The organism is Thauera sp. DNT-1 (genome assembly GCF_055393985.1).
Window position 1 is genome coordinate 1,529,463 of sequence record NZ_AP043752.1, and the last position, 17,066, is coordinate 1,546,528.

The 17,066-nt window shown below is 65.9% G+C and carries 18 protein-coding genes; 3 read left to right on the plus strand and 15 right to left on the minus strand.

Going from position 1 to position 17,066, the window contains the following annotated elements:
* Window positions 1-73: 73 nt before the first annotated feature.
* Window positions 74-523 carry a CBS domain-containing protein gene (locus tag ACZ5PP_RS07095; protein ID WP_004265841.1) on the minus strand — a complete coding sequence of 150 codons (450 nt, stop codon included), beginning with the start codon at window positions 521-523 and terminating at the stop codon, window positions 74-76.
* Window positions 524-615: 92 nt separating this feature from the next.
* Entirely contained in the window at window positions 616-939 is a 324-nt protein-coding gene (gene fdxA, locus ACZ5PP_RS07100) for a ferredoxin FdxA (RefSeq protein ID WP_004265844.1), read from the minus strand.
* A gap of 374 nt (window positions 940-1,313) precedes the next feature.
* Here fdxA and trxA point away from each other — a divergent pair, with 374 nt between their 5' ends.
* Window positions 1,314-1,640: a thioredoxin TrxA gene (gene trxA, locus ACZ5PP_RS07105; RefSeq protein ID WP_004265846.1), complete on the plus strand. Its 327-nt coding sequence runs from the start codon at window positions 1,314-1,316 to the stop codon at window positions 1,638-1,640.
* 220 nt (window positions 1,641-1,860) lie between these two features.
* Window positions 1,861-3,078, plus strand: a complete 1,218-nt coding sequence (gene rho / locus ACZ5PP_RS07110) for a transcription termination factor Rho (RefSeq protein WP_049766944.1) — start codon at window positions 1,861-1,863, stop codon at window positions 3,076-3,078.
* Between the two features lie 76 nt (window positions 3,079-3,154).
* Here rho and ACZ5PP_RS07115 read toward each other — a convergent pair whose 3' ends face one another.
* Window positions 3,155-4,006, minus strand: coding sequence for a 3-hydroxybutyryl-CoA dehydrogenase (locus tag ACZ5PP_RS07115; protein WP_004265849.1), 852 nt, complete (start codon window positions 4,004-4,006; stop codon window positions 3,155-3,157).
* Window positions 4,007-4,307: 301 nt separating this feature from the next.
* On the opposite strand from ACZ5PP_RS07115, the gene ACZ5PP_RS07120 reads away from it, so the two are divergent.
* Window positions 4,308-5,021: a GntR family transcriptional regulator gene (locus ACZ5PP_RS07120; protein WP_004265851.1), complete on the plus strand. Its 714-nt coding sequence runs from the start codon at window positions 4,308-4,310 to the stop codon at window positions 5,019-5,021.
* Window positions 5,022-5,132: 111 nt separating this feature from the next.
* Here ACZ5PP_RS07120 and ltrA read toward each other — a convergent pair whose 3' ends face one another.
* From ltrA to ACZ5PP_RS07180, 12 genes are all read right to left on the minus strand, one after another.
* Window positions 5,133-6,389, minus strand: coding sequence for a group II intron reverse transcriptase/maturase (ltrA, locus tag ACZ5PP_RS07125; RefSeq protein ID WP_464826108.1), 1,257 nt, complete (start codon window positions 6,387-6,389; stop codon window positions 5,133-5,135).
* Between the two features lie 721 nt (window positions 6,390-7,110).
* On the minus strand, window positions 7,111-7,686 hold the full coding sequence (locus ACZ5PP_RS07130; RefSeq protein WP_004265854.1) for a hemerythrin domain-containing protein: 576 nt from the start codon (window positions 7,684-7,686) through the stop codon (window positions 7,111-7,113).
* Window positions 7,687-7,706: 20 nt separating this feature from the next.
* Complete coding sequence (locus tag ACZ5PP_RS07135; RefSeq protein ID WP_004265867.1) at window positions 7,707-8,420, minus strand: ABC transporter ATP-binding protein; 714 nt, start codon at window positions 8,418-8,420, stop codon at window positions 7,707-7,709.
* Window positions 8,413-9,189, minus strand: a complete 777-nt coding sequence (locus ACZ5PP_RS07140; RefSeq protein WP_004265868.1) for an ABC transporter ATP-binding protein — start codon at window positions 9,187-9,189, stop codon at window positions 8,413-8,415. Before ACZ5PP_RS07140 ends, ACZ5PP_RS07135 begins: the two co-directional genes overlap by 8 nt.
* Window positions 9,186-10,151 carry a branched-chain amino acid ABC transporter permease gene (locus tag ACZ5PP_RS07145; RefSeq protein ID WP_004265870.1) on the minus strand — a complete coding sequence of 322 codons (966 nt, stop codon included), beginning with the start codon at window positions 10,149-10,151 and terminating at the stop codon, window positions 9,186-9,188. Before ACZ5PP_RS07145 ends, ACZ5PP_RS07140 begins: the two co-directional genes overlap by 4 nt.
* A 4-nt stretch (window positions 10,152-10,155) precedes the next feature.
* Complete coding sequence (locus ACZ5PP_RS07150) at window positions 10,156-11,022, minus strand: branched-chain amino acid ABC transporter permease (protein WP_004265873.1); 867 nt, start codon at window positions 11,020-11,022, stop codon at window positions 10,156-10,158.
* A 107-nt stretch (window positions 11,023-11,129) separates the two neighbouring features.
* Complete coding sequence (locus ACZ5PP_RS07155) at window positions 11,130-12,302, minus strand: ABC transporter substrate-binding protein (RefSeq protein WP_276662022.1); 1,173 nt, start codon at window positions 12,300-12,302, stop codon at window positions 11,130-11,132.
* Between the two features lie 155 nt (window positions 12,303-12,457).
* Complete coding sequence (gene dmpH / locus ACZ5PP_RS07160) at window positions 12,458-13,246, minus strand: 2-oxo-3-hexenedioate decarboxylase (protein WP_004265878.1); 789 nt, start codon at window positions 13,244-13,246, stop codon at window positions 12,458-12,460.
* 29 nt (window positions 13,247-13,275) lie between these two features.
* Complete coding sequence (gene dmpE / locus ACZ5PP_RS07165) at window positions 13,276-14,058, minus strand: 2-oxopent-4-enoate hydratase (RefSeq protein WP_004265883.1); 783 nt, start codon at window positions 14,056-14,058, stop codon at window positions 13,276-13,278.
* 14 nt (window positions 14,059-14,072) lie between these two features.
* Complete coding sequence (locus ACZ5PP_RS07170; RefSeq protein ID WP_004265886.1) at window positions 14,073-15,533, minus strand: 2-hydroxymuconic semialdehyde dehydrogenase; 1,461 nt, start codon at window positions 15,531-15,533, stop codon at window positions 14,073-14,075.
* 145 nt (window positions 15,534-15,678) lie between these two features.
* The gene (locus tag ACZ5PP_RS07175) at window positions 15,679-16,608 is read right to left on the minus strand and encodes a catechol 2,3-dioxygenase (RefSeq protein WP_004265889.1); all 930 of its coding nucleotides are present in this window, start codon (window positions 16,606-16,608) and stop codon (window positions 15,679-15,681) included.
* A 97-nt stretch (window positions 16,609-16,705) separates the two neighbouring features.
* On the minus strand, window positions 16,706-17,065 hold the full coding sequence (locus tag ACZ5PP_RS07180) for a 2Fe-2S iron-sulfur cluster-binding protein (protein WP_004265891.1): 360 nt from the start codon (window positions 17,063-17,065) through the stop codon (window positions 16,706-16,708).
* Window position 17,066 lies beyond the last annotated feature (1 nt).

The window sequence follows — 17,066 nt, forward strand, 5'->3', positions numbered from 1 at the left end:
AACGGGCGCAGCCCGTTCCTGGAGGTGCGGCGGTTCGACCGCCGCTGCCGGGCGCGGGGCCCGGCGATGCTGCTTATTCCTCGCCCTCGCCCGCGGGCCAGTTGCGGATGTAGTTCTTGAGCATGCGGTTCTCGAAGCTCTGCTCCTCGAGCACCGCCTTGGCGACGTCGTGGAAACTCACCACACCGAGCAGCGTGTTGCCGTCCATCACCGGCAGGTAGCGCTGGTGGTGCTCGACCATCAGCCGGCGCAGCTCGTCCATCTCCATGTCGGGCGCGGCCACGCGCGGCTCGCGCAGCATGACCGCCTCGACCTGCAGCGACTGCCAGTCCGCCCCGCCCTGCTGCACCGCCTGCAACACCTGCCGGAAGGTGAGCATGCCGACCATCTCGCCACGCGAGAACACGACCAGCGAGCCGACGTCCTGCTCGTTCATGATCTCGACCGCCTCGGCGATGGGTCGGTTGGGGCCGATGGTGAATAACACCTTGCCCTTGATCGCGAGAATCTCGCTCACCAGCATGTCGGTCTCCGTGCCGTTGCACTTACAGGTTTGATGACGCTCACCATCTTAGTGCATCGCCGCGTGCGCGCAAAGCCAGCCGCGGCGTGCCTTCAGCGCTTCAGCTCGCCGAGCTTGCCCTTGATGCGGGCCCAGTGGTCGGCATCCGGCAGAGGATCCTTGCGCTCGACGATCGGCTTCCATTGCTTGGCCAGTTCGGCGTTGAGCGCGATGTAACCCTTCTGGTCGTCCGGCACGTCGTCCTCGGAATAGATCGCCTCGACCGGACACTCGGCCACGCACAAGGTGCAGTCGATGCACTCCTCCGGATCGATGACAAGGAAGTTGGGCCCCTCGCGGAAACAGTCGACCGGACAGACGTCCACGCAGTCGGTGTATTTGCAGCGTATGCAGCGCTCGGTAACGACGTAGGTCATCTCGACTCTCCAGGCAGGATCGGCCGCCACCCGCTGCGGCTGGCCGAAGGGGGGACAATATAGACCAGCCCTTGGCTTTTTTGCCACGGCAAGCAGGCGCTTGCCCGTCCGCCAGCAGCGATTTCCTTGACGGCGCCCCCGGCATCGCATAAGTTTCGGAAAAATTTCTTTACGGAAGGCCTCTCCTTCCGCTGGATCGTCGTGCATCGCAGCAGCGCCTCCCGCTCGCGGCGAGATCGCAGGGGGTCCGCCCCTTCCCGCACGCAGCATCCGTTCGCATTACCCCGCAACACCCCATACCCCGCAGCACCCGTTACCCGGCAACGAGGGCTTCCGCCTTCGTCACCACCCCCTGCCAGCCTTAGTGAGGAATCATGAGCGAGCACATCCACCATGTGACCGACGGCAACTTCGACGATGAAGTGCTGCAGTCCCAGACCCCTGTCCTGGTCGATTACTGGGCCGAGTGGTGCGGCCCCTGCAAGATGATCGCGCCGATCCTGGACGACGTCGCCAAGGACTACGCGGGCAAGCTCAAGGTCGCCAAGCTCAACATCGACGACAACCAGGAGACGCCCGCGAAGTACGGCATCCGCGGCATCCCGACGCTGATGCTGTTCAAGGGCGGCAATGTCGAGGCGACCAAAGTGGGCGCCCTTTCCAAATCTCAACTGACCGCCTTCATTGACAGCAACATCTAAGCCGGACCAGGCTCCGGCCCGTTCCCGCGGTTCCTCGCGCGCCCGTCGCCGCGGCGCGCGCAACCGGGACGGCAATTCCCCCCAGAATCCGCAGACCGAAGACGATCTGTTCGACGTCGAGAACGGCGGCGAGGAAGGTTCTTCCACGCCGCGCGACCCCGACGCGCCCGCGCTCCACCTGTCCGAACTCAAGGCCCTGCACGTCAGCCAGCTGCTGCAGATGGCGATGGACGCCGGTGTCGAGGGCGCGAACAGGCTGCGCAAGCAGGAACTCGTCTTCGCGCTGCTGCGCAACCGTGCCCGCAGGGGCGAACCGATCTGTGGCGACGGCGCACTCGAAGTGCTGCCTGACGGCTTCGGCTTCCTGCGCTCTCCCGACACCTCGTATCTCGCGGGGACGGACGACATCTACGTGTCGCCCTCGCAGATCCGGCGCTTCAACCTGCGCACCGGCGACACCATCGAGGGCGAGATCCGCACGCCCAAGGACGGCGAGCGCTACTTCGCGTTGACCAAGCTCGACAAGATCAACGGGCGGCCGCCGGAAGAGTGCAAGACCAAGATCCTCTTCGAGAACCTCACGCCCCTGCATCCGCAGGAGTGCCTGAAGCTCGAGCGCGAGGTCCGTGGCGAGGAGAACGTCACCAGCCGCATCATCGACATGATCGCGCCGATCGGCAAGGGCCAGCGCGGCCTGCTCGTCGCCCCGCCCAAGAGCGGCAAGACGGTCATGCTGCAGCACATCGCGCACGCGATCACGGCCAACCATCCCGACGTCAAGCTGATCGTGCTGCTGATCGACGAGCGCCCGGAGGAAGTGACCGAGATGCTGCGTTCGGTGAAGGGCGAGGTCGTGGCCTCCACCTTCGACGAGCCCGCCACCCGTCACGTGCAGGTCGCCGAGATGGTGATCGAGAAGGCCAAGCGCCTGACCGAGCACAAGTACGACGTGGTGATCCTGCTCGACTCGCTGACCCGTCTGGCGCGCGCCTACAACACCGTGGTGCCGGCCTCCGGCAAGGTGCTCACCGGTGGTGTCGACGCCAACGCGCTGCAGAAGCCCAAGCGCTTCTTCGGTGCGGCGCGCAACATCGAGGAAGGCGGCTCGCTGACCATCATCGCCACCACGCTGGTCGACACCGGCAGCCGCATGGACGACGTGATCTACGAGGAATTCAAGGGCACCGGCAACATGGAGCTCCACCTCGACCGCCGCATGGCGGAGAAGCGCGTGTATCCGGCGATCAACGTCAACCGCTCCGGCACCCGCCGCGAGGAGCTCCTGCTCAAGGCCGACGTGCTGCAGAAGGTGTGGATCCTGCGCAAGCTGCTGTACGGCATGGACGACATCGACGCGATGGAATTCCTCCTCGACAAGGTCAAGGCCACCAAGAGCAACGCCGAGTTCTTCGACGCGATGCGCACCGGCCGCGGCTGATTACGCGCTCGACAGCAAAACGCCACCTTGGAGGTGGCGTTTTTTCTTGTCCGGCCGCGCCGTGCGCGGCCGACGCTCACTTGTAGTCGTAGAAGCCCTTGCCGCTCTTGCGACCGAGGTAGCCCGCCTCGAGCATCTCGACCAGCAGCGGCGCCGGGCGGTACTTGGGGTCCTTGGTGCCTTCATAGAGGACCTGCATGACCGCGAGCTCGACGTCCAGGCCGATGAGGTCGCACAGCGCGAGCGGGCCGATGGGGTGGTTGCAGCCGAGCTTCATCGCCTCGTCGATCTCGGCTGCGGTCGCCAGGCCCTCGCCGAGCGCGAACACCGCCTCGTTGATCATCGGGCACAGCATGCGGTTGACCACGAAGCCCGGACTGTTCTTGACCTTGATCGGCGTCTTGCCGATCGCCTTCGCGACGTCCTCGACCGCGGAGTAGGTCGCCGCCGAGGTCTGCAGGCCGTTGATCAGCTCGACGAGCGCCATCACCGGCACCGGGTTGAAGAAGTGCATGCCGATCACCTGGCCGGGACGCTGGGTGCCGGCGGCCAGGCGGGTGATGGAGATCGACGAGGTGTTGCTGGCGAGAATCGCCTCCGGCTTCACGATACGGTCGAGGTCGGCGAAGATGCGCAGCTTGAGATCGACATTCTCGGTCGCCGCCTCGATCACCAGGTCGCAGTCGGCGAGCGCATCGAGCGAGCTCACGGTGGTGATGCAGGCCATCGCGGCGTCCTTCTGCGGCGCGCTCATCCTGTCCTTCTTGATGAGGCGGTCGAGGCTGGCCGAGATGGTCGCGAGCCCGCGCTGCACCTGCGCCTCGGCGACGTCCATCATCACCACCTTGCGCCCCGCGACCGCGAACGCCTGGGTGATGCCGTTACCCATCGTGCCCGCACCCACCACTCCGATCTTGCCGATACTCATCGCCTTCGTTCTCCGCACAGGATTTTGGTCGACGCAACGGCCGCCGGACGACGGTCTCCATACCGCTGCGTATGCGCGGGGACTTTAGCGGATTCCGCGGGCGGGTGCCAGCGTCGCGCGGCCGCACAGCGGGAGGATCGAAAGGCGCTCCACCCAAGCGTTTCTCGATGCTCGGCAGCTCGGGCGAAGCGCTGCAAGCAAGCCGGCTTTTCGATCATTTCTCGATATTTTTCTTGTGAGTCCCCCGGGGCAGCGGCTACATTAGAGAGGCCTCCATCCGTCCCCCTTCCTCTCCAAGATCATGCTCCACACCTCGCCTCCCTACGCCGTCCGCCAAGAAACCGAGGTCGCCGAACCGAAGACGCTGGTCGAGGCGGCCTATCGCAGCCTGCGCCGCAACATCATCGAGGGCCGCCTGTCGCCGGGCGAGAAGCTGCGCATCGAGCACATCAAGAACGACTACGGCGTGGGGGGCGCGACGCTGCGCGAGGCCCTCTCGCTGCTCACCTCGGATGCGCTCGTGGTGTCGCAGGGCCAGCGCGGCTTCCGCGTCGCCCCGGTCTCGCTCGAGGACCTCGCCGATATCACCGAGACGCGGGTGATGCTCGAGTGCAGCGCGTTGCGCCAGTCGATCACGCTCGGCGACGAGGCCTGGGAGGCCGAGCTCACCGCCGCCTTCCACCGCCTCACGCGCGCGGAGGAGAAGCTCGCCGAAGGCAACAATCGCGAGCAGTGGGAAGAGCGCAACCGCATCTTCCACGAGGTGCTGATCGCCGCCTGCCCCTCGCGCTGGACCAAGCACTTCCTGTCCATCCTCTATCACCAGGCCGAGCGCTACCGCCACCTCTCGCTGCGTCGCAGCGACGGTACGCGCCGGCTGCACGACGAGCACGCCGCCCTGTTCGAGGCCGCGATGGGGCGTGACGCCGAGACTGCCACCCGCCTGCTCGGCGAACACATCCGCCTGACGCTGCAGTCGGTCAGCCTCGACAAGGCCGCCACCGCCAGCCACTGAGCCGGCCACCCGGGCTTGCCGCCGCACAGCGGCGAACAGTATCGAGTAGGGGACGGGGTCACCCCCGTCGCCCTCTCACACCACCGTACGTGCGGTTCCGCATACGGCGGTTCATGAAAGACACTGGAGTCGTCGCGTCGTATCGAGCAGCGACACCAGCCCCAAACGATCAAAGAAGACTTTCGGGAAGGCCGCGTTCATGTGGCTAGCGCCACTGTTCCACCACGGCCCGCGTTGGTTGAACGCGGAGCGAAACGCCCGCTCCTCCTTCAGCCCCGCCTTCATCAGGTTTCTGGCGCGAGTATAAGGGCGCTTCCACTGCCGCCACAGGATGCAGCGCAGCTTGCGCCGGAGCCAACCGTCGATCTCTTCCAGCGCCCGCTTGGTCTCGGTCAGCTTGAAGTACGCTGCCCAACCCCGTAGCACCGGATTCAGTTCTTCGATCGTGCGCCGCACACTACGCCCCCTCGCACCTTTGAGCACCTCGCGAATCTTGTCCTCCAGCCGTTTCAGGCTAGTCGGCGCAATCCGCAGCTTCGGGGCCTTGTGCCAAGTCAGGCTGTAGCCCAGAAACTTCCGCTCCCACGGTCGTGCGACCGCGCTCTTGGCCTCGTTGACCGTGAGCTTGAGCCGCTCGGACAGAAACTGGGTAATACCGCCCAGGACACGCTCGCCTGCCGCCTGACTTCTGACGTAGATGTTGCAGTCGTCCGCATAGCGACAGAACGCGTGGCCCCGGCGCTCCAGCTCCCGATCCAATTCTGTCAGCAGAATGTTCGACAGCAGCGGACTCAAGGGGCCGCCTTGCGGCGTACCCTGCGTCCGCGGGCTGACGACGCCCTCTGCCATCATCCCCGCTTCCAGATACCGTCGGATCAGCTTCAGTACCCGCCCGTCCCCGATCTTCTTCGCCAACTTCGCCATCAGAATGTCGTGATTGACCCGGTCGAAGAACTTCTCCAGATCCATATCCACCACGACGCGACGACCTTGAGCCACATACCGCTGCGCCGCCTTGACCGCCTGATGGGCAGATCGCCCCGGTCGGAAGCCGTAGCTCGACTCGGAGAACGCCACCTCGAAGATCGGTGAGAGCACCTGATGCAACGCTTGCTGGATCAGTCGATCCGTCAGCGTCGGTATGCCGAGCGTCCTCATCCCGCCTTGGGGCTTCGGAATATCCACCCGGCGCACCGCTTGCGGGATGTACGTCCCCGCCAGCAGCTTGGCCTTGATCGTCGGCCAGTGTTGCTGCAGATGAGCCTTGAACTCGGATACCCCGATGCCATCGACACCGGCTGCACCCTTGTTGCGGATCACCCGCTCGTACGCAAGCCACAGGTTGCCGCGCTCACACACGGCTTCCATCAGCCCGCTTGCCCGCTCCAACTCCGCTTTCGTCCGCTCAACGTCCGCCGACTCCACCTCGACACGCAGCCCAGCCCCCTCCGGATACCGTCCGGAATCCGCTGCCTGCGCCCCATCTGGCCGATGGGCTTCTGTCTTCCTCGGCTTCATCGAGAAACGTTCGCCTACTCGCGTTCTTCCATGTTCAGCCCTTCGCCCCATCCCGGCGGCTACTATGGCCTCTGCTGACTTCCTCACGCGCATCCCAACGCCTCACGACGTCAGTAGCACAACGGCACCCGTGAGGATCTCCCCGGGTATGACGCACCCACCTTCACGCTTATACCTGTCGGATATACGTCACAGCGTTCCGTGCAAGTTTCGGGCTTTGACAATATTGGCCGCCTCACCCCGCTGCAGCGCCTCCTATCCGCTTCCTGTTCGTCAGGCCAGCGCTTTGCCTTCGGCTTCCTCCAGATTCGCAGTTACCCGCGACACCCTTGCCGTTCAGCTAACTCTTCCCCTTGCCGGGCGAGTAGAGGACTTTCACCTCCAAGTGAGTGCGCCCTGCCGGGCGCACCAAAAAAATGGCCCGCCGAAGCGGGCCAAACCCGAAATCACCTCTGCGCGGGCGCGCAGAAGGCAACCACGACGAACTGCTCGATTTCGGGGAGGGAGAGCCTGGGATGGAGAGGGCCGCGGGGCGCGCGAAGCCTGCGGCCATCTCCGCCGGAGCGTGTGCTCAACCGCCGCCCAGCCCGACCGGCGCCGGGGCGGTGTTGACGATGCGGGTGAACAGCGCCGCGTACTTGCCCGCCGGTCCCTGCCAGGGGTTGTCGTTGGCGAGGAAGGCGGCGTCGATGTGCGCCCAGTCCTCCGCGCTCAGGTGCTTCCGGGCGAGCGGGAAGATCAGGTGCTCCTCGGTGTTCATGTGCTGCCACTCGTGCTCGATGTAGGTCTTGAGCGCGCCCTGGAAGCCCGCCAGGCCGGATTCGCCTTCGCGCCGGTAGGCCTCGAGCGCCGCACGCAAGGTGGCCATGCGCGCATCGCCCTCGCGGTGCTCGGCCTCCAGGCGCTCGATGATCGGCAGCGCCTCCGCGCTGCGCTCGCGCAGGCGGGCGAAGAGGTAGCTGTCCTCCTTGGGGTGGTGCACCTTCTCCGGGACCATCTCGATGTACTCGATCATCGACGCCATCAGCTCGAAATCGGGCTTCAGCCGCCCCGCCTCGATCGAGGCGACGAGCCCGCGCAACCCGCTCAGCATCGCGGCGAGGGCGCGGTGCTCGTCATGGATGATGTCCAGCGACTTGTTGCTCATGCTTGGTTTCCTCCTTGCTCTCAGACGCCGAGATGCTTCTGGATCAGCTCCGGCTGGGCGCGGATCTCGTCGCTGGTGCCGTCGAATACGACCTGCCCCTTGACCAGGATCATCGCGCGGTCGCAGATGCTGGTGACCGCGCCGTGGTTCTTGTCCACGATCACGGTGGCGATGCCGGTCTTGCGGATCTCCTTGACGATGCGCCAGATCTCCATCGCGATCAGCGGCGCGAGGCCCTCGGTGGCCTCGTCGAGGATCAGCAGATCGGGGTTGGTCATCAGCGCACGGCCAATGGTGAGCATCTGCTGCTCGCCGCCCGAGAGCTGCCAGCCGCCGTTGTTGATGCGTTCGCCCAGGCGCGGGAAGGTCTCCATCACGCGGTCGAAGGTCCACTCGCGGCGACCATCGACGCCGGCGCGCGCCGACATCAGCAGGTTCTCGCGCACGCTCAGGCTCTTGAAGATGCCGCGCCCTTCCGGCACGTAGGCGATGCCCTGCTGCGCGGTCTGGAACGTGCGCGCCCTGGTGTAGTCGTCGCCGCGCACGAGCACCCGACCGTGCCTGGGGCGGACGATCCCGAGCATGCTCTTGATCAGCGTGGACTTGCCCATGCCGTTACGGCCCATGAGGGCGATGCCCTCGCCTTCGCGGATGTTGAAGTCGATGCCGTGCAGGATGTGACTCGCACCGTAGTAGGTGTGGATCTCCTTGGCTTCGAGCAGCATGTTAGACATGGAAGCTGTCCTCCGTACCCAGATAGGCCTGCTGGACGGCCACGCTGGCCTTGATCTGCGCGGGCGGCCCGCACTCCAGCAGCTGGCCGTTGACCATCACCGTGATCATGTCGGCGACCGCGAACACCGCATCCATGTCGTGCTCCACGAGCAGGATGCCGCGCGTCTGGCGCAGGCGCTTGAGCACCTCGACCATGCTCGCCGACTCCTCCGAACCCATGCCGGCGAGCGGCTCGTCGAGCAGCAGCACCTGCGCGTCGGTGGCCAGCACCATGGCGATCTCGAGCTGGCGCTGCTCGCCATGGCTGAGCACGCCCGACACCCAGTCGACGCGCTTGCCCAGGCCGGCCTCCTCGATGCAGGCGCGCGCCTTCTCCAGCGCCCACTTCTGCTCCATCGCCTTGCTGAAGAGGCGCCACGGTTGCTGGCGGCGCGACTGTGCGGCCAGGCGCACGTTCTCGAGCACGGTGAACTGCGGGAAGATGTTGGTGCGCTGGTAGCTGCGCCCGATCCCCACCTGCGAGCGCTGCGCCGCGGTAAGCGCCGTGATGTCCCTGCCGAGGTAGTGGATGCGCCCCTCGGACGGCGGCAGGTCGCCCGAAAGCATGTTGATGCAGGTCGACTTGCCGGCACCATTGGGGCCGAGCAGCACATGGATCATCTGCCGCTCGAGCGTCACGCTGATGTCCTGGTTCGCCACCAGACCGCCGAAGCGGCGGGTCAGCTTGTCCGCCTGCAGCAGGACTTCGTTCTTCGTCGTCACGCTCATTTGGCGTCTCCTCCCTGCAGGGCGCGCTTGATACGGCCCGGAACGCCGGCCAGGCCACCCGGCAGGAACAGCACGACCGCGACGATCACGCCACCCATCAGCAGCTGCCAGTACTTGGTGATGTCGGCGAAGATCTCGCGCATCGCCTCGAAGGCGAAGGCCCCCGCGATCGCGCCGGCGAGATTGCCCATGCCGCCCAGGATCACCATCAGCAGCACGTTGCCCGACTCGTGCCAGGACAGCAGCTCCGGGGTCACGAAGCCGGACAGCACGGCGTACAGAAAGCCCGCCAGCCCGCCGAGCGCGCCGGCCAGCGTGAAGGCGCCGAGCTTGTAGCGGAAGGTGTAGTAGCCGAGCGACTGCATGCGGTGCTCGTTGCTCTTGATGCCCACCAGCACGCGGCCGAAGGGCGACTGCAGCACGCGCGCCAGGAACAGATACACCAGCACCAGCACCGCGAGCACGAAATAGAACATGTGCACTTCGTTGGTGAGGTCGAACGGCTCCCAGCCGAAGATGGACGCAGAGGGCTTGTTGTTGAGGTACTTGCCGTCCGAACCGCCGCCGAGCGGGGTGTCGTGGAAGATGAAGTAGGCCATCTGCGCGAAGGCCAGCGTCACCATGATGAAATAGATGCCCTTGGTGCGCAGCACGAAGAGCCCGATCACGAAGGCGGCGAGCGCGGACAGGCCGACCGAGGCGGGCAGCACGTACCACAGGCTGGCCGCCTCGTACTCGGGGCTCAGGATCGCCACCGCGTAGGCGGCGATGCCGAAGTAGGCCGCATGGCCGAAGCTGACCAGGCCGGTGAAGCCCACCAGCAGGTCCAGGCTCATGGCGAAGATCGCCATCACCAGCACCTTGCCGACCATCTCGATGTAGAAGGACTCGCCCGACAGCGGCACGCAGGCCACGATCGCGAGCGCGACCAGCTTGGGAATCAGGGAAGCATTTGCGTTCATGGTCTCAGCCCTTCTTCAGGATGCCTTCGGGGCGCCACAGCAGGACCACCGCCATGACCACATACACCACGATGCCGGAGAGCTCGGGGACCAGGACCTTGCCGAAGGTGTCGGCGAAGCCCACGATCAGCGCGGCGACGAGCGCGCCCCACACCGAGCCGATGCCGCCGATGACCACGATCACGAAGGAGATGATGAGCACGTGGCTGCCCATGTTCGGGAACACCGACGAGATCGGCGCGGCCAGCATGCCGGCGAGCGCGGCGAGCGCGACGCCGAGCGCGAACACGACCCGGTAGATCATGTTGATGTTGATGCCGAGCGCCTCGACCATGCCGCGGTCGTCGTTGCCGGCGCGGATCATCATGCCCAGGCGGGTGCGCTGGATCAGGTAGTAGAGCGCGACCGCGAGCACGATGCAGATCGCCGAGATGGCCAGCCGGTATACCGGATAGCTCATGACCTCGGTGAGCTGGATCGAGGCGTCGAGGAAGGCGGGAATCGCCACCCCGTGCACATCGTCGCCCACGAGCAGGCTGCGCAGCTGCTCGAAGATGAGAATGAGGCCGTAGGTGAGCAGCACCTGCTCGAGGTGGTCGCGCTTGTACAGGTGGGAGAACAGCGCCCACTCCAGGAAGGCGCCGAAGGCCAGCGCCAGCGGGATGCCGAGCACCACCGCCAGCACCAGGCTGCCGGTCGCGCTGGTGAGCACGAAGGCCAGGTAGGCGCCGATCATGTAGAAACTGCCGTGCGCCAGGTTGATGATGCCCATGATGCCGAACACCAGCGTCAGTCCGCTTGCCACCAGAAAAAGCAGCAATCCGTACTGCAGCGAGTTCAGCGTCTGGATCAGGAAGCTTGCGAAATCCATGACACTCCCCCTCCCGGCAGGCATGCGCCTGTCAGGATCGATCAGGGTTCAAGAAGGAACGGGATTGGGGGGGCGGCCCGAGCGGCCGCCCCTGCGAGGCTGAAGGCTTACATCTTGCAGCCGCGGGCGGGATCCTCGAGGCCCTTGGAGACGATCTCGAGCATCACGTTCTGATCACCCTTGACCTGGCGCATGTAGATGTCCTGCACCGGGTTGTGCGCCTTGGACAGCGTGAAGGCGCCGCGCGGGCTGTCGATCTTGGCGGACTCCATGCCCTTGATGATCTCTTCCTGCTTCTCCGGATCGCCGCCGGCGGCCTTCAGGCCGGCCTCGTACATCTGCGCGGCGTCGTAGCCCTGCACCGCATAGACGTCGGGCTGGAGCTTGTAGGTCGTGGCGTACTTGGTGCGGAAGGCCGCATCCTTGGCGTGGGTCAGGCCGTCGGCGTAGTGCAGCGTGGTGAGCAGGCCCTCGCCCGCTCCGCCCATCGCACCGAGGTTGCCGTCGGTGAGGAAGCCCGGGCCGTACAGCGGGATGCTGTTCTTGAGACCGGCCGCGGCATAATCGGCGACGAACTTGGCGGCGCCGGCGCCGGCGAAGAAGACGAACACCGCATCGGGCTTGGCCGCGGCAATCTCGGTCAGGAAGGGCTGGAACTCGACGTTGGGGAACGGCAAGGTCATTTCCTTGACGAGCTTGCCGCCCCCCTTCTCGAAGGCTTCCTTGAAGCCGGCGACCGACTCCTCGCCGAAGGAGTACTTCCAGGTCACCGTGGCGACGTTCTTGATGCCCTTCTTCGCAAGCGCCTCGCCCATCGCGTAGGACGGCTGCCAGGCCGAGAAGGACGAGCGGAAGATGTAGGGCGAGCACAGCGGGCCGGTCAGCTCGTTGGCGCCGGCGTTGGGGACGATCATCAGGGTCTTGGTGTCGCGGGCCACCTTGGCCATGGCGAGCGCGACCCCGGAGTGGACGGTACCGACCAGCACGTCGACCTTGTCGCGCGAGACCAGCTTCTTGGCGTTCTCGGTCGCCTTGGCCGGGTTGGACTCGTCGTCGACGGTGAAGTATTCGACCTCGCGGCCGCCGAGCTTGCCGCCGTTCTCGTCGACGAACTGCTTGAAGCCGTTGGTGATCGCGGTGCCGAGCGCGGCGTAGGTGCCGGTGTAGGGCAGCATCAGGCCGACCTTGACCTTGTCGGCCGCGTTCGCGGCGCCGATGCCGGCAGCGGCCAGCGCGAGGGTCAGGGCGAGGTTGCCGGCGAGTTTGAACGTGCTCTTCATGATGTCTCTTCCTTGCAGGTGGGTTGGATTCGTGCGTCTTCTGGACGACGCATCGTCTTGCGGATTCGGTCGGCCCCGTCGCGGCACGGGCTGTGCCGCGACCGGGCTGGAAACGCGGCCGCCGAGGCGGCCGCGCGCCGACGAGGGCGGAGGCCTCAGATGAAACGGGTGCTGACGCTACCGAGCGACTGGATGCGCAGGTTGACGCTGTCGCCGGCCTGCACCGAGACCGCCTCGGTGACGCCGCCCGACAGGATCATGGTGCCCGCGGGGATCTCCTCGCCGCGCGCGCCGAGGTGGTTGGCCAGGGCCGCGATCGCCGCCGCCGGGTGACCGAGCACCGCGGCGCCGGCACCGACCGCCACCGGCTCGCCGTTCTTCTCGAGGACCACACCCAGGGTGCGCAGATCCAGGCCGGCGACCGGCGCCGCCTGGCCGCCGAGCACGAAGCGGGTCGACGAGCAGTTGTCGGCGATCACGCTCTTGAGGTCGAACTTGAAGTCCTTGTAGCGCGAATCGATGATCTCGATGCCGGGCATGACGAAGTCGGTCGCCGCGAGCACCGCGCCGATGTGGCAGCCGGGGCCCTTGAGCGCGCGCTTGGTGACGAACACGATCTCGGGCTCGACCTTCGGGTGGATCAGCTCGCTGGTCTTGATCTCGCCACCGTCCGGCACGCTGAAGTAGTCGACGAGCCAGCCGAACACCGGGGTGTCGACGCCCATCTGCTTCATCTTGCCGCGCGAGGTCAGGCCGGCCTTGAGGCCGACCACGCGGTTGCCGCGCGCCAGCTTGCGGCGCAGGATCTCGGCCTGGATCGCGTAGGCGTCGTCCCAGTCCATGTCGGGATGGGCCTCGGTGATCTTCACCACTTCGAAGGCCTGCAGTTCGGCGTTCTCGAGGTGTTCGGCCAGTTGTTCGATGGTTTGCTGATTCAGTTTCATTGGAAGTTTCCTGTTGGATTGGGGGCGGGTCAGACGAAGCGCACCGAGCAGCCGCCGATGCCGCCGATCGTCATGCGCAGGTTGTCGCCGCGCGCCACCGGGACCATGGCGCCCATGGCACCCGAGAGCACGATGTCGCCGGCCTTGAGCGCGATGCCGAGCGAGCCGAGCATGTTGGCCAGCCACACCATGGCGTTGACCGGATGGGCCATGGTGGCCGCGCCGGCGCCGGTGACGACGATCTCGCCGTTCTTCTCCAGCACCATGCCGGCGAGCGCGAGGTCGAGGTCGGCGATGTCGACCAGCTGGTCGCCGAGCACGAACACGCCGCACGAGGCGTTGTCGGCCACGGTGTCCTGGATCTTGATCTTCCAGTCCTGGATGCGCGAATCGACGATCTCGAAGCAGGCCATCACGCCTTCGGTCGCAGCGAGCACGTCGGCTGCGGTGACGCCCGGACCCTGCAGGTCCTTCTTGAGCAGGAAGGCGATCTCGCCCTCGGCCTTGGGCTGGATGAGCGTGTCCATGTCGACCGACTCGCCCTCGTTGAAGACCATGCTGTCGAGCAGGTAGCCGAAGTCGGGCTGATGCACGCCCAGCATGTTCATCACCGCCTTGCTGGTGACGCCGATCTTCTTGCCGATGACGCGGTCGCCCTTCTCGAGGCGGCGCGCGATCATGCGCTGCTGCACGTGGTAGGCGTCCTCGATCGTCATGTCGGGATGCGCGGCGCTCAGCGGCGCGATCGGCGTGCGCGCGACGAGCGCGTCGTAGAGCGAATCGCCCAGGGCTTCGATGGTTTTCTGGTCCATGTACGATCTTCCTATTACAGCTTGATGCAGACGTTCTTGAGGTCGGTGTAGAACTCGAGCGAGTGCACGCCGCCTTCACGGCCGATGCCCGACTGCTTGGAGCCACCGAAGGGGGTGCGCAGGTCGCGCAGGAACCAGCTGTTCACCCACGAGATGCCCACTTCCATCTTCTGCGCGACGCGGTGGGCGCGCGAGACGTCCTGCGTCCAGATCGCGCAGGCCAGGCCGTACTTGTTGTCGTTGGCCTTCTCCAGCACTTCCTCCTCGGTGTCGAAGGGGGCGATGTGGCAGCACGGCCCGAAGATCTCTTCCTTGATCACGCGGGCGGTTTCCGGCAGGCCGGTCCAGATGGTCGGCTGCACCCAGCAGCCATCGGCGAGTTCGCCCGGCATCTGGGGCACGCCGCCACCGGTCACCACGGTCGCACCTTCTTCCACGGCGACCTTGTAGTAGGACAGCACCTTCTCCTGATGCTTCTTGCTGACCAGCGGGCCGAAGTTGGCGGCCGGATCGTCCGGCACGCCGATCTTCATGCCTTCGGCGCCGGCCTTCAGGGCGGCGACGAACTTGTCGAAGATCGGGCGCTCGACATAGACGCGCTCGGTGCCCAGGCAGACCTGGCCGCAGTTCAGGAAGACGGAGCGCAGGGTGCCTTCGATGGCCTTGTCGAAGTCGCAGTCGGCGAACACGATCGCGGCGTTCTTGCCGCCCATTTCCAGCGACACCGGGCGCGAGCCGTTGGCCGCCGCCTTCATGATGACCTCGCCGGTGCGGGTCTCGCCGGTGAAGGTGAGCGCGTCGACGTCCGGGTGGGCGGTCAGGAAGGCGCCGGCGGAGTTGGCGCCGAAGCCGTTGACCACGTTGTAGACCCCCTTGGGGATGCCGACCTTGTTCATCACCTCGCCGAGCAGCGCGGCGGTGCGCGGGGTGTCTTCCGAGGGCTTGACGACCACGGTGTTGCCGCAGGCCAGCGCCGGGCCGACCTTCCAGGTCATCAGCAGCAGCGGCAGGTTCCACGGGCAGATCACGCCGACCACGCCGACCGGACGGCGATAGCCGTAGTTGATCGCCTTGCCGCCGTCGGGCGTCGTCATCTCGAAGAACTCGGTCGGAACGTTCTTGACCATGTCCGCGAAGACCTTGAAGTTGGCCGCACCGCGCGGGATGTCCACATGCGAGGCCATGCTCTTGGGCTTGCCGGTGTCGGCGCACTCGGCCTCGAGGAAGTCGTCGAAGCGGTTGTTGATCTCGACCACCAGGGCCTCGAGCAACTCGATGCGCTTCTGCAGCGACATCGAACCCCAGGGGCCCTTCAGCGCGGCCTTGGCGGCCTTGACGGCGGCGTCGACTTCCTTCTCGCCGGCTTCGGCGACCATGCCGATCACCTTGTTGTTGATCGGGTTGCGGTTCTCGTACCACTTGTCGGTGGCGACGTATTCGCCGTCGATGAAGTTGAGGATCTTGTCAGCGATCATGATTTCTCCCGTTACGTTTTCGAACGTTGCTGGATTGTGTTGCCGCTTTTCGTCGTGGCCTCGTCGGGCGGGCGGCGTCGGGGATGGGGTCGGGGGGTGCGTCCTGGCGCATGCCCGGCGCGATGCGCCGGGCATGCGGACCAGGTCAGGTCACGACGGTCAGGAAGCGCTCGTTGAGCTTGCGGTCGTGGTAGAAGATGCCGGCGCCGACCTCGTCGAAGGTCCAGGTGATCGGCGCGTGGTCGGGATAGGTCTCGTAGCCGCCGCAGAAGGTCTCGAAGCGGTTGCCCGAGGGGTCGAAGGCGTAGATCGTCGAGCCGCGGGTGATGCCGTGGCGGGTCGGGCCGATGTCGATCGACACCCGGTTCATCGACATGATGTCGGCCGCGCGCAGCACCTTCTCCCAGCTGTCGAGCAGGAAGGACAGGTGGTGCAGCTTGCCCGGCTCGGGGTGGGCGACGAAGGCCAGGTCGTGCGCCTTGTGCGAGCAGGAAATGAAGGTGGCGAGCAGGGACTTGCCGTCTTCGAGCAGCACGCGCTCGACGAGGTGGAAGCCGAGCACCTCGGTGAACAGCTTGAGGTTCTCCTCGAGGTTCGGGCCGTAGAGCAGGCAATGGTCGAAGCGGTGCGGAGCGATGCCGTGCTCGGAGGCGGCGATCCACGGATCCGGGTTGGTGTAGGGCTGGCCGTTGCCGACGTCGGTCTTTTCGGCATACAGCTCCATGACGTGGCCGGTCGGGATGGTGAAGCGCACGCGCTCGCCGGTCTCGAGCAGTTCGCCGGCCGGGATGCGCTCGGTGGCGACGCCGTAGGCCTGCAGGTCCTTGTCGAGTTGCTCGAGCGTCGCCTTGTCCTTGACCTTGAAGCCGATCAGGTCCACGCCGGCACGGTCGGCCTGGCGCAGGATCACGCTATTGTGGTCGCGCTCGTCCCAGGCCTTGAAATACACACGGCCGGCTGCATCGCGGCCGGTCTCGACGAGCCCGAGCACGTCCTTGTAAAAGGCCACGCTTTCATCCAGATCCAGCACGCGCAGCTGGATGTGGCCAGGACGCATCACTCCGGTAGTTGCCATCTTGCATCTCCTCTCAGGGGTCACGGACGGGGTTGCGGGCGCCTCGTGCGACCCGCGCTCCCCGGGTTCTCATGCGGCGGGTCGCGCCCGCCTGTTTCTACGACTGCCTTGCGTCCGCGGCCGCCGCTGACGGCGTCGCGCACACGTTCTTCTTCATCTTGCCGAGCACCGCCAGGCGGAGGTCCGACAGCGGCTTCACGCGGCAGGCGAGGACGATGCCGGCGGCCTCCTCCTCGGCACTGACGTAGGCCCGGCTCATCACGCGCTTGCTGTACTCGCCGGCCTCGACCTGCACCTTGCACACGCCGCAACCGCCGCCGCGACAGCCCACCGGGATGCCGCGCTTGCCAAGCCGCTCCATGCCCGCGAGCAGGGTCTCGTCCTCACGGCAGCGGTAAACCTCGCCGGTCTCGACGATGGTCACCTGGTGGAAGACCTTCGGCGCGGGGGCGTTCATG

Coding starts and splice junctions, on each gene's coding strand:
- ACZ5PP_RS07095 (WP_004265841.1), bottom strand. CDS start 523: ATGCTGGTGAGCGAGATTCTCGCGATCAAGGGCAAGGTGTTATTCACC.
- fdxA (WP_004265844.1), bottom strand. CDS start 939: ATGACCTACGTCGTTACCGAGCGCTGCATACGCTGCAAATACACCGAC.
- trxA (WP_004265846.1), top strand. CDS start 1,314: ATGAGCGAGCACATCCACCATGTGACCGACGGCAACTTCGACGATGAA.
- rho (WP_049766944.1), top strand. CDS start 1,861: ATGGCGATGGACGCCGGTGTCGAGGGCGCGAACAGGCTGCGCAAGCAG.
- ACZ5PP_RS07115 (WP_004265849.1), bottom strand. CDS start 4,006: ATGAGTATCGGCAAGATCGGAGTGGTGGGTGCGGGCACGATGGGTAAC.
- ACZ5PP_RS07120 (WP_004265851.1), top strand. CDS start 4,308: ATGCTCCACACCTCGCCTCCCTACGCCGTCCGCCAAGAAACCGAGGTC.
- ltrA (WP_464826108.1), bottom strand. CDS start 6,389: ATGGAAGCCGTGTGTGAGCGCGGCAACCTGTGGCTTGCGTACGAGCGG.
- ACZ5PP_RS07130 (WP_004265854.1), bottom strand. CDS start 7,686: ATGAGCAACAAGTCGCTGGACATCATCCATGACGAGCACCGCGCCCTC.
- ACZ5PP_RS07135 (WP_004265867.1), bottom strand. CDS start 8,420: ATGTCTAACATGCTGCTCGAAGCCAAGGAGATCCACACCTACTACGGT.
- ACZ5PP_RS07140 (WP_004265868.1), bottom strand. CDS start 9,189: ATGAGCGTGACGACGAAGAACGAAGTCCTGCTGCAGGCGGACAAGCTG.
- ACZ5PP_RS07145 (WP_004265870.1), bottom strand. CDS start 10,151: ATGAACGCAAATGCTTCCCTGATTCCCAAGCTGGTCGCGCTCGCGATC.
- ACZ5PP_RS07150 (WP_004265873.1), bottom strand. CDS start 11,022: ATGGATTTCGCAAGCTTCCTGATCCAGACGCTGAACTCGCTGCAGTAC.
- ACZ5PP_RS07155 (WP_276662022.1), bottom strand. CDS start 12,302: ATGAAGAGCACGTTCAAACTCGCCGGCAACCTCGCCCTGACCCTCGCG.
- dmpH (WP_004265878.1), bottom strand. CDS start 13,246: ATGAAACTGAATCAGCAAACCATCGAACAACTGGCCGAACACCTCGAG.
- dmpE (WP_004265883.1), bottom strand. CDS start 14,058: ATGGACCAGAAAACCATCGAAGCCCTGGGCGATTCGCTCTACGACGCG.
- ACZ5PP_RS07170 (WP_004265886.1), bottom strand. CDS start 15,533: ATGATCGCTGACAAGATCCTCAACTTCATCGACGGCGAATACGTCGCC.
- ACZ5PP_RS07175 (WP_004265889.1), bottom strand. CDS start 16,608: ATGGCAACTACCGGAGTGATGCGTCCTGGCCACATCCAGCTGCGCGTG.
- ACZ5PP_RS07180 (WP_004265891.1), bottom strand. CDS start 17,065: ATGAACGCCCCCGCGCCGAAGGTCTTCCACCAGGTGACCATCGTCGAG.